This window comes from Pseudomonas guariconensis (assembly GCF_024127895.1).
Lineage (GTDB): Bacteria > Pseudomonadota > Gammaproteobacteria > Pseudomonadales > Pseudomonadaceae > Aquipseudomonas > Aquipseudomonas guariconensis_B.
This window is the reverse complement of record NZ_JAMYBK010000005.1, coordinates 260,351-271,616: the sequence shown is the minus strand read 5'-3', so window position 1 is coordinate 271,616 and position 11,266 is coordinate 260,351. Positions and strand designations below refer to the sequence as shown.

Annotated in this window: 8 protein-coding genes; 3 read left to right on the top strand and 5 right to left on the bottom strand. The window is 66.3% G+C overall.

Translation table 11 applies throughout. From position 1 onward, the window contains the following. Positions 1–63: 63 nt before the first annotated feature. Entirely contained in the window at positions 64–999 is a 936-nt protein-coding gene (gene cpaB, locus NJF35_RS09020) for a Flp pilus assembly protein CpaB (protein WP_225790490.1), read from the bottom strand. 287 nt (positions 1,000–1,286) lie between these two features. On the opposite strand from cpaB, the gene NJF35_RS09015 reads away from it, so the two are divergent. Beyond that, positions 1,287–1,478, top strand: a complete 192-nt coding sequence (locus tag NJF35_RS09015; protein ID WP_225790491.1) for a Flp family type IVb pilin — start codon at positions 1,287–1,289, stop codon at positions 1,476–1,478. A gap of 51 nt (positions 1,479–1,529) precedes the next feature. Continuing rightward, entirely contained in the window at positions 1,530–1,940 is a 411-nt protein-coding gene (locus NJF35_RS09010; protein WP_225790492.1) for a response regulator, read from the top strand. A gap of 3 nt (positions 1,941–1,943) precedes the next feature. Here the strand turns inward: NJF35_RS09010 and NJF35_RS09005 are convergent, their stop codons facing one another. From NJF35_RS09005 to pbpC, 3 genes are all read right to left on the bottom strand, one after another. Then, a complete protein-coding gene (locus tag NJF35_RS09005) occupies positions 1,944–2,519 on the bottom strand; it encodes a PIN domain-containing protein (RefSeq protein ID WP_225790493.1) in 576 nt (191 codons plus the stop codon). Beyond that, positions 2,519–2,977, bottom strand: a complete 459-nt coding sequence (locus NJF35_RS09000; protein WP_225790494.1) for a helix-turn-helix domain-containing protein — start codon at positions 2,975–2,977, stop codon at positions 2,519–2,521. Before NJF35_RS09000 ends, NJF35_RS09005 begins: the two co-directional genes overlap by 1 nt. 255 nt (positions 2,978–3,232) lie before the next feature. Next, positions 3,233–5,587, bottom strand: a complete 2,355-nt coding sequence (pbpC, locus tag NJF35_RS08995) for a peptidoglycan glycosyltransferase PbpC (protein ID WP_253090959.1) — start codon at positions 5,585–5,587, stop codon at positions 3,233–3,235. Positions 5,588–5,664: 77 nt separating this feature from the next. Between pbpC and NJF35_RS08990 the strand changes: the two genes are divergently transcribed. Further along, entirely contained in the window at positions 5,665–5,958 is a 294-nt protein-coding gene (locus NJF35_RS08990; RefSeq protein ID WP_225790496.1) for a hypothetical protein, read from the top strand. A gap of 269 nt (positions 5,959–6,227) precedes the next feature. On the opposite strand, the gene NJF35_RS08985 is transcribed toward NJF35_RS08990, so the two are convergent. Continuing rightward, positions 6,228–11,132, bottom strand: coding sequence for an alpha-2-macroglobulin family protein (locus tag NJF35_RS08985; protein WP_253090958.1), 4,905 nt, complete (start codon positions 11,130–11,132; stop codon positions 6,228–6,230). Positions 11,133–11,266: the final 134 nt, after the last annotated feature.

The window sequence follows — 11,266 nt, the reverse complement described above, 5'->3', positions numbered from 1 at the left end:
CAGGGCATGGCACAACTGTCTGAATATCCGCTCGGTACTACGCATGGCGGCATCCTTGCTGGGTCAGGGAGTCTTGTGGGTAGCGTCGGGCTGGGCACCCCGGATGACCTGCATGCCCGGCGCAGTGCGGGTGGACGGCGCCTTGGCTGGCGCCACCTGGGACAGCTGGCTGAAGCGATAGAGATCGCGGTGGGCATTGGCCACCTGGGGCGTGGCCTCGGGGTCGGACCAGTAGCGCGCCAGCAAGTGTTCGTCGGCGCTGCGCACCGCCAGGCGCAAGGTTCCGGCCTGGGCCGCCAGCATCAGGCGACTGGCCAACGCCTCGGGCACGGCCAGGGCCACGGTGCGCGTGGCGTTGCCCAACGACTCGCGGCGCGCCTTCTGCTCTTCGGCGGTCTGCGCCGGGCGGCCATCGTTGGCCAGGCCCATCTGCTCGCCGACGCTGAGCACGCGCAAGGCCGGCAGTACCACCTGGGCGGTGGCCTGCGGGTTGTTGTTTTCCTCACGCAGGAACAGCAGCACGTCGACATAGTCGCCTGGCCGTACCTGCCCAGCGGCGCCGATCACCTCGTCCACGGCCACCGCCACCGCGCGCTCATGCCGACGGATCATCCGCGCCAGCGGCCCACCGGCCTGGAAGCTGGTTTCGTCGAGCCAACTGCCCGCCGCCAGCGGGCGTGCACTGCTGCGCCCGAGCACCTGCTCGAGCCGCTGGAACGCACCCTCGGGCACGACCTGCAGGCGCTCCACCAGCAGGTCGTCCTCGGTCAATGGCGTGTGGGCGGCGACGTCGCGGCGCAGCACCACGATCGGCGAGCGTGGCGGCTCCTCTGGCCTCACCGGTGCCGGGGCGACCTGTGGCACGGGGGCTTCGGCCACCACGGTGGCCGGTTGCACCGCCGGTACCGGCGGCCGGCTGAGAACCAGCCCCCAGTAGCCGGCCAGCACCGCGGCGAACAAGAACAAGACGGCGAGAATCATGGTCAAGCGACTGCTCATTTCCGCCCTCCCTGCGCCTGGCACCCAATGATGGCAAAAAGTAATTATTTTGCTATTGCACGGTAGCGCAGCGTCGACGATTCGCCATGAGCCGGCGGGCTTTTTCGCAGCCGAAAAATTGACGCGCTGTAAAAACAGAAACTTAGCGCGGCCGTTTCAAACCAATACTTTAGAGATAATGCTTTCTTACATTTGCAGCTTCGCGCAGCTTGGCAATCCTATGGTGGCAAAGGGGCATCACCCATATGGCCCCGCCTACCGCCGCTGATCGCGCAAGGAGTTGTGCCATGTTGCTGCAACAGATCCTTTTCCACTGCAAGAACTTCCTGAAACGCAAGGACGGAGCTTCCGGTATCGAGTACGCGGTGATCGCGGCGATGGTCGCGGTAGTGCTGGCGGGGTTCGTCGGCGATATCTCGGGGCATGTGGATAGCATCATGACAACCATCTCGGAAGCCATAACACCTGATGCTGGTTAATGATCGCCCGCCCCCAATGCAGGCATCTTTCCCCATCCACTGGAGACGACCATGCCAACCTCTTCCTTGCGTCAACAGATCCTCCTGGTCGACGACGAGGAAGAGGCCCTGCTCGAACTCGCCGAACTGCTGGAGAACGAAGGTTTCTGCTGCCACACCGCGACGTCCGTGAAGGCTGCCCTGCAACAGCTCACCCGCCACCCGGACGTGGCCCTGGTCATCACCGACCTGCGCATGCCCGAGGAGAGCGGCATCGGCCTGATCAAGCGCCTGCGCGACCACACGGACCGCCAGCACCTGCCGGTGATCGTCATGTCCGGCCATGCGGACCTGGAAGATGTCAGCGACCTGCTGCGCCTGCAGGTGCTCGACCTGTTCCGCAAGCCGATCTATCACGCACGGTTGCTGGAGACCCTGGAGAATCTGTTTCCCAAACCGAGGATGCAGGTGGTGGGGCAATGAAGCTCATATGAGCATGATGTAGTCATTCAGGGCGCTGGCCGTCTGCGGCAGCCCCTGCTTCAGAATGCATTCAACGAAGGTTTCGGGAGTGTAGGGAGAGCGGACCAGACAGCGACGCATTTCAGCCATAGTGGCAAGCACCGTTGCCTGATCCAGCCCCCAGAGATCCATGATGAACTCATCAGGATGTTGCGCTTGCACCCCGTAGGACTTCAGCGTCGAGGCGGGAAAGTCCTTCAGGTTGAACGTGACGATCACCTCGGCATTGCTTCTGATTGCAGCAGCAAGTACGTGGGCATCATCTGGGTCAGGCAACAACAGCGACTCGCATAGCTGCTCGTATTCAGTGACGAGTGCATCGGGAATGGCGGCTTCCATCAACCGAGAAACACGGTCGAGTTGCACCTGGGCCAGATCCTTGCGATTACGCAGGAGATTTCGTTTCCATTCCTCATCGATCCTCGATGTCCATCTGGCCCTATAGAGTCCCTTGCCCGCTAGCCTCAGGAGCAAATCCCTAAGAGGGGCCGGATACAGTACACATGCATCGTAGATAGCGATGAAGGACGACTCCCGCATCAATAGCCCAGCCCAAGCTCTTCAGAGAGGTTTGCAAGCTCATCCAAGGCCTTGCGGCTGGCTTGATCCCTTTTTTGCTTGTAAGTCATGAGGTCCGAGAACAGTACCCGACGATGGCGGCCGGCCTTATGGAAAGGCAGCTTCCCCTCCTCCAGCAGCTTCACCAGGTGTGGACGCGAGACATTCAGTAAGTCTGCCGCTTCCTGCGTCGTCAGTTCGGCATGTATCGGCACCACCCGGACTGAGTTTCCTTGCGCCAGCTCTCCGAGGATATCCACCAACAACCGCAACGCGCTGGTCGGCAATTCGACCGCATGGGCCTTGTTGTCGGTGTCGTAGATTTCGATTCGTTGCATCTGTGTCTTGGTACAGAGAAAAGCCGCAAGGTCCCGTTGCCCTTGAACCGCCGCGGCAATCTCTCGAGACTCTGGAAAGTCGGCTCGTTTCGACAAGCTCATGACCACGCTCCCATTCGCCATGCCATTACTCTCCGACTCTAAACGAAATAATCGAAAACTCAAGACACGCTCCCCTGCCTGCACGCATGCGCAAAGGCTAGAGGGGTGGGCTTTCCCATGCAATCGGAAGGCGATCGACAAATCGCGTAGGGCAAGTCCTAGGCTGTAAGGCATCAAACCAGCCCACTCGCGGGACAAACCGGTCAGTCAAGTGACACTGGGGCTGCTTCGCAGCCCATCGCCGCCCCGCTCCCTTCACTCGTTCACCTGAAACTCCACCCGCGCCGTCTCACCGCTTTCATCCAGCGCACTGAGCTCAATGTGCCCGGCCTGTTCGAAACGCACCAGCAGGCTGTCCTGGCCACGGGTCTCGCCCAGGGGCCGGCCATTGAGGAACCACCAGCGCTGGCCGCCGCCGCCCAGTGCCGAGACGTGCAGCTGCAAAGGCTCGCGGCTGGTGGCCGGACGGCGCAGGTTGTCGCCGGGGCGCACCCCGACGATCGACAACGGCGGCGCGCTGGCCGGTACCTGTGGCGGGCAGGCGGGGTCCAGCGCCGGCAGGCGTGCGGCACGGCGCTCTACACGAGGCAGCCAGGGCTCCAGTGGCGCCGGCCACAGCGCCACGTCGCGGGCCTGGGCGCCGCTGCAACTGGCATCGACCCGCAGCCCTTGGTCATTGACCCAGACCGTCTCGCGCAACCCCAACCCCAGCGGCTGGTCGGCCGCCTGCAAGGTCGGTGGGGTGGTGCCGTCGAGGGTCCAGGCGAAACGCTGGCGGCGGCAGTTGGGGTCCTGGCGCGGCATGGGCTGGCCCAACGGCCAGCAGATCGCCGCCACGCCAACGCTCGCCGGTATGTTCTCCGCCGGCGCGGCGATGCCCCGCTGGCTGTCGCGGTTGCTCAGCAGGTCATGCACCTGCAACATCAACGGCGCCGCCGAGGCCAGGCCGAACTGGCCGGGCACCGGGGTACCGTCGGGGCGCCCGATCCACACGCCGATCAGGTAGCGAGGCCCCACACCGACCGACCAGGCATCGCGAAAGCCATAGCTGGTGCCGGTCTTCCAGGCCAGTTGCGTGCGCGGCACCAGCTCGGCATGCCGATCGCGGTCCGGCCGGGCCTGGCCGCTGAGGATACGGCGAACGATCCAGGCCGAACCGGGCGACAGCAGCCGCCGCTCCAGCAGTGGGTCCTGGGGCTGCAGGCGGATACGCGCGCTCTTGCCTTCGCGGGCCAGTGCCGCATAACCGCCGACCAGGTCCTCCAGCCGGCTACCTGCCCCGCCGAGGATCAACGACAGGTTCGGCTCGGCCAGGGGCGGCAGCATCAACGGCATGCCGCCCATGCGCATCTGCGCAGCGAAGCGCTTCGGCCCGTAGGCCTCCAGCAACTGCACCGCCGGCAAGTTGAGCGACAGGGCCAGGGCCGAGCTGGCCGAGACCGGGCCGCTGAAGCCCATGGAGAAGTTGCCGGGACGATAGTCGCCGTAACGCCGTGGCACATCCTGCAGCAACGACTCGGAATGGATCAGGCCATCGTCCAGGGCCATGGCGTAGAGGAACGGCTTGAGCGTCGAGCCGGGCGAGCGCAGGGCATGGACCATGTCCACATGACCAAAGCGGCGTGCATCGTTGAGGTCGAGGGAGCCCAGGTAGGCACGCACCGCCATGGTCTTTGCCTCGACCACCAGCAACGCCGCCGAGGTGCGCTCCGGCAGCCGGGCCCGCCAGCCCAGCAGCAGGTCTTCCAGACGCCGTTGCAAGGCCGCATCGAGGGTGGTGCGGATCAACGGCGGGCTACCCGGGCGGTTCAGCCGACGGGCCAGCAGGGGCGCCAGGGCTGGCTCCTGGCGCGGCGCGAGGAGCAAGGGTTCCTCACGCGCCTCCTCGATCAGCCGGGCCGGCCACACCTGGTACTCGGCCAGGCGCTGCAAGACCTTGTCGCGGGCGCGCTGGGCACGTTCGGGGTGGCGGTCGGGACGCAGCCGGCTGGGGGCCTGGGGCAGCACGGCAAGCAGCGCCGCCTCGGCCGGGGTGAGGTGCTTCGGCGACTTGCCCAGGTACGCCCAGCTGGCCGCCGCCACGCCCTGCAAGGTACCGCCGAAGGGGGCACGGTCGAGGTAGAGCTGCAGGATCTCGCGCTTGGACAGGTGCCACTCCAGTTGCACGGTGCGCCACAGCTGGCGCAGCTTGCCTGCCAGGGTGCGGTCGTGCGGATCGAGCAGGCGCGCCACCTGCATCGACAAGGTGCTGCCGCCAGAGACCACACGCCCACCGCGCAGGTTGAGCCAGGCCGCCCGGACCAGGGCCAGCGGGTTGATCCCGGGATGATGGTAGAACCAGCGGTCCTCATAGGTCAGCAGCGCCTCCAGGTACAGCGGCGACACCTCGTCAGGGCTGACTGGGTAGCGCCATACGCCCTCGGCATCGGCGAAACGCCACAGCGGTGTGCCGTCCTCGGCCAGCACCACCCGCGCCTGGTCGTCGCCTGGCAGGGGCAAGGGCCATAGGCGGTCAGCCAGCCACAGCAGCGCCACGGCCACCAGGCCGGCCACGCCGACGCCCCGCAGGGCCCTTGCGGTGCGCGTACGCAGGCAGGCTAACATTGGCATCGGGAACCGACCTGGCCAGCTAATGGCCAAAGGCTTGGGAACGGCACCCACGCCGATTCGATCATCAGGAAGCGACTATGCATGTAGAAGGTTTTTTCGAGTGGCTGGGCCAGGCACTGGGTTCGTTGATCCGCTTCATCGTCGACGGATTGAGCGGCCTGTTCAACCTGCTGGCCAACGCCGGGGGTAATTTCATCGATGGCCTGGCACGCACGCTGGGGATGGACACCTCGCTGGTCAGCATCCTCGCGCTGGTCATTGGCCTGATGCTGCTGTACTCGGCGGTGCGCGCGTTCATGCGTGCCTCGATCATCCTCGGGATCATCTGGTTACTGCTCGGGCTGTGGGTGTTGAGCTGGGTGGTGCACTAGTAGCGGAACACAAGCTGCAAGAAAGGCCAATAGCAGCCTGGCCAGCCTGTTAGGCGGCAGTGGGGCTGCTTTGCAGCCCATCGCCGGCAAGCCGGCTCCCACAAGGCCCGCTGCATGGCACATGATTCGCGAACACCACAAGCCCCTGTGGGGCTTGCCGGCGAAGGGGCGCGCAACGCCCCCAAAATCTGAAAGTCACCACTGCCCGCACTGGCCGGCGCCGGCTGTTTTTTTCTACCGCTTGCAGCTTGCGGCTCGAAGCTCGAACGTCAGCGACCTCTAACGATCACCTCCCCCTGCCCTTCCCCGACCGCCTGCAAGTTCGGCCGGTACATCGACTCCACCTGCGGCGGCGGCACGCGGTAGGTGCCTGGCGTCACCGCCCGGGCCAGGTACAACAGGTGCGTGGTGCCATAGCTGTCGAGCTTGAGCGCCGCCACATAGCGGTCGTCGCGGAACTCCTGATGCACCACGTTGGCGTTCTGCATCGATTCGCGCCACTGCTTCACCGTGCTGCTGGCGTTGTCCAGGCTGGCAGCGCTCTGCGCCAGGTTCTGGTTCTCCAGCTCCAGGCCCGCCGGCAGCAGGTCGACCACCAGCGCATCCGGCACCTGGGTACTGGCCTTCAGCGCCAGGTGCACCAGCACCAGGTCGCCACTGCGCAGGTTGCGCAGGTCCAATGGCTGGCCGTTCATGCCCAGGTACTCACGGCGGATCTCCAGGCCATTGCCGCCTGCCGCCGGTGCTTGACGCGGATAGCCGGAGAGGGTCAGTTGCTGGTAGAGCGTCTCGCTGCCTTCATTCTGCACGGTCAGCGGCGACCTCAGCAGCGCCCCTTCGAGCTTCATGCCCGACTCGGCATTGTTGAACGCGCGAACCTCCCCAGCGCTGTCCAGGCGTGCCTGCCACTGGCCTTCCGGCTTGCCCAGCAGGCCGCGGCCGGCCAGGTACAGGGCGTTGCGCTCCTGGGTCGACAGCCAGCGATTGGCCGCCAGTTCGTCAGACAGCGCGAACAGGCGTTGGTCGACCTGGTCGCTGGCCAGCTCGTTCTCCTGCAGCAATGCCAGGATCAGCGCCTGGTCACGCAGGGCACTGCCATAGTCGGCCATCCAGCCCTCGCTGCGGCCGGCACCCAGGCCTGCCTGCAGCGCCTGCTGGGCACGAGGCTTGTCGCCCATCTTGTCCAGCGCCACCGCCAGTTGCACCAAGGGCAGGCCGGAGCGGGCATCGCTGCGCCGTTCGAACAGGCTGCGCAGAGCGCCCAGCGGAGCCTGCTGGTTGCGCGCCAGCACCAGGGCCGCGTAGGCCTGCACGGCAAAGCGGGTGTGATCGGCGTTCTGGCTGTAGTCCACCTCGATCAGGTTGCGCTCCTGCACGTAGCGCAACAGGCGCTCGTTGGCCTTCTTCAGCGCCTCGGCCGGCACGCCGAAGCCCTGCTCGCGGGCGCGCAGGAGGAAATCGGTGACATAGGCGGTCAACCAGTATTCCTCTTCGCTGTCCGAGCTCCACAGGCCGAAGCTGCCGTTGTAGCGCTGCATGCCCAGCAGGTGCTCGATGCCCATCTCGATCTTGCGCTTGCGCACATCGGCCGGCTCGCCCTTGATGCCCAGGCGCTTGAGGCTCTCGGCATCGGCATAGAGCGACGGGTACAGCCCGCTGGCGGTCTGCTCCAGGCAGCCGTAGGGGTATGCCTCGAGGGCGCGGATCTGCTCGGCGAGGTTCAGCGGCGGGCGGCTGGAAAGCGCCAGGCTGGCTTCCAGGCCGGCCGGTTCGAACGCCGCCAGGTCGCCTTCCGGCAAGGTCCAGGGCTGGTCCTTCAAGGCGACGCGATAGTGCTTGAGCATCGCTGGGTAGGCCGGTCGAATGCCCAGGGTCCACTCACGCTCGAAGGCGTTGACCGGTTCACCCGGCAATTGCAGGCCCTCGACCCGCACCTGCACCTTGCCCTGGCCGAGGCCGCCCTGGGCCTGCACCGGGATCAGCAAGGTCTTGCGCTGGCCCTCGGCCAGGCTGACGCTCTGCGAGCCCTCGCCGGCCAGGGTCAACTGGCCCCCGGCGCTGACCTGCACGCTCAACTGCTGGGCCCGCCCCGACAGGTTGGCCAGATCCAGGGCCAGGCTGGTGCGGTCGCCGCCGGCGAGAAAGCGCGGTGTCGACAGTTCGGCGATCAGCGGTGCGGCAACCACCGTCTTGCCTTCGGCCATGCCGAAGCGATCGTCGCTCCAGGCCTGGGCCATCAGGCGCAACTCGCCATTGAAGTCGGGGATCTCGACGGTGGCCTGGCCCTCGCCCTGCGCATCGAGGGTCACCGGCAGGCTCTGCTGGGCGACGATGGTCACCGTGGTGTTGGGGCGCTTGCCGCCCTTGGCCATGGCCGCGTCGCCACCGAATGCCAGGCTCGCCAGGCGGCCCTGGCCGGCTTCGATCAACTGGCCGTAGATGTCCAGTTGGTCGGCGCCGTAGGCCTTGCGGCCGAACAGGCTGGCGAACGGGTCGGGGGTCTTGAAGTCGGTGATGTTGAGGATGCCCACGTCCACCGCAGACAACAGCACATGCACGTGCCTGGGCGTACTGCCATCGGCATTGGCGGCCTTGAACTTCACCGTCAGTGGCTGCTTGGGCCGCATCTTCTCCGGCGCCTGCAAGGTCAGGGCGAGCTTGCGCTCGGTGCGCTCCAGTGGCAGGTGCAGCACACCCACGGCGCGCTTGGGCGTGGCGTTGGCCTTGCGCTCGCCGGGGCGGATCACCAGCGCGCTGATGTACAGGTCATGGCGCGCCCAGTTCTTGTCCAGTTGCACGTCGAAGGCCTTGCCCTCGGCAGGCACCTCGATCTCCTGCCACCACAGCGGACCGTCACTGGACTCGATCATCAGGTAGCCGCTGCCGGCGGCTGGCGGGGTCACGGTGACCTTGGCGGTGGCGCCGTCGGCATAGGCCGGTTTGTCCAGGGCCAGCTTGACCTGGTCTGGGCGCACCGCACCGCCTTCGGCGTTGTCCTGGGCGCGGTAGCCGGCCCAGAAACGCGCGCTGGAGACCAGCCCGGTCTGCGGATCTTCCACCTCGACCCGGTACGGTCCCCACTCGACCTGGAAGCTCAGCTTGGCGGTACCCCCGGCCTTGACGCTGACGGTCTCCTCGCTCTGGGTGAGGAACTTCTCGTTGTAGTTGTAGCTCCAGCCGTCACTCTGGGAGTAGTTCCAGTAGTAGTCGCGGCGCTCGCGGACCAAGCGCACCTTGAGCGCATCGGCGGCCAGCTTGTGGCCTTCGCGGTCGGCCACCAGGAACTCGAACTGCACCGGGGCATCGCCATCGGTCTCGTCGCCGTCGAACAGGCCGCGCAGCCCCGGCAGGCGCTCGGCTGGCCAGATCGGCTGCTCGAGACGGCGGGTGATCGGCCGGCCGCCAGACTCTTGCAGGCTGGCCTGGACGGTCAGTTGCAGGGGCGAACGGGCCTCGGCCCAGCGGCTCTCGATGTCCAGACGGGCCTTGCCGGCCTGGTCGAGGGTGACTTCGTCCAGTTCCAGGTCCTGGTTGAGCTCGCTCTCGGTGACCGAGCCGAACTGGTAGCCCGGCAACGCCGGTACCGCCTCGCGCAGAGGGCGCAGGTAGGCCTGCCCGCTCAGGCGGTTGCCGGCGGCCGGGGCGCCATAGAGGTAGCGGCCATTGACGTGGACATGGGCCGTCTGCTCCGGGCTCAGCGGCGTGCTGCTGCCCTTGAGCTCGAGGGCCAGGCGCTCGGGCAGGAAGTCTTCGACGAGGAACTCATGGACCTGCTTGCGCCCGCCGCCCAGGTCGAGCAACAACTGCCAGCGACCTGTCGGCGCCTCGCCCGCCAGTTGCAACTGATACTGGTACAGGCCATTGGCATCGGCCTCCCAGACGAACTTGCGGCTGACCTGCTCATCGGGCCGGCGGACCTCCACGGTCACCGGCTGGGCCTTCACCGGCTTGCCGTCCTGGTCGCGCAGCAGGCCATTGAGCAGCACGGTCTCGCCCGGACGATACAGGTCGCGCGGGCCGAAGATGAAGAACTGCAGCGGGTTGGCCTGGGGGCCGGTGATATCGAACTCGGCCAGGTCCAGGGCAGCGGTGTTCAAGCGCAGCAGGGTGGTGTGCACGCCCTGGGTGGCGATCAGGGTGTCGGCCTTGGGCGTGATCGGCAACTGGGCATGGCCGCGACCGTCGGTCTCGGCCTGGGCCAGCAGCTTGCCCTTGCCGTCGTGCAGTTCCAGGTTCACGCCTGCCAGTGCCTTGCCGCCCTCCAGGGCCTGGGCGAACACGTCCAGGCGGTCGCGGTAACGGTGGGCGGAAACGCCGATGTCGCTGAGGGTGAACAGGGTCGCCGGCTGCGAGTAGTCGTAGGTACCCGAGGCGCGCATCACCGCCAAGTACACGCCTGGCTCCTGCAACGGCTTGATCCCGGCGATCGGCAGCAACACGGTTTCACGGGTGTTGCGTGCCGGGTTGAGGTCGAAGCGGCCGCTGTAGACCAGGTCGGCCATCTCCAGGGTCTCCTTCGACTGGTAGTCGTACAGGCTGCTGTTGCGGCCCCAGTTGACCAGGAAACTGGAGAGCATGTCCGGCTTGATGCGGAAGAACTCCACGTCGACCTTGTCGACGTTCAGGGCGATCACCGGCAGCCCTTCTGCCAGGCGCGTGGGCAGCAGCGAACCACGACTGGCGAAGCCCACGGTGGGTTGCAGGTCGCGGGTTTCCAGGCGACTGATCGACTCCTTCTCCAGGCGCTTGCCATTGACCGCCAGCAGGCCCTTGTCGACGGTCAGCACCAGCTTGCGCTGGGGTTCCAGGTGGCGCAGGCGCAGCTCCATCTGGTTCTCGGCAAGCTCCCAGGCACCGTCGACCTTGCCCTTGACGGTGTCGACCAGGTGCACCTTGGCGGCGAAGTCCTGGTTGGCATCCAACGGCGCGGAGAAGCTGATCGACAGGCTGCTGGCGCCGTCGAGCTGGACCTCCGAGACGTCCAGCACGGTCAGCTCACGGCCTTCGTAGCGCTTGGCGAGGGCGGCCGGGTCTTCTTGCCTGGGTGCGGCGGTTTCGGCAGGGGCAGTGGCGGCCGGCTTTTCGGCGGGCGCGGGCTGCTTGTCCGGCGAGGAAGAATCACAGGCACTGAGCAGGGCCAGCACGCAGGCCAGCAACAATCCTTTGTCGAGCATGGGAAGGAAACTCTTCGGCAGCATGTACGTAAGGGCGCAACTATAGCGCAACGGCAGGGGGCGTACCTGCGGCCCGGCCGCTAGAATGCGCGTTTGCCTAGCCAGTGCGGTGTATGGAATCACGCGCTCGGCAC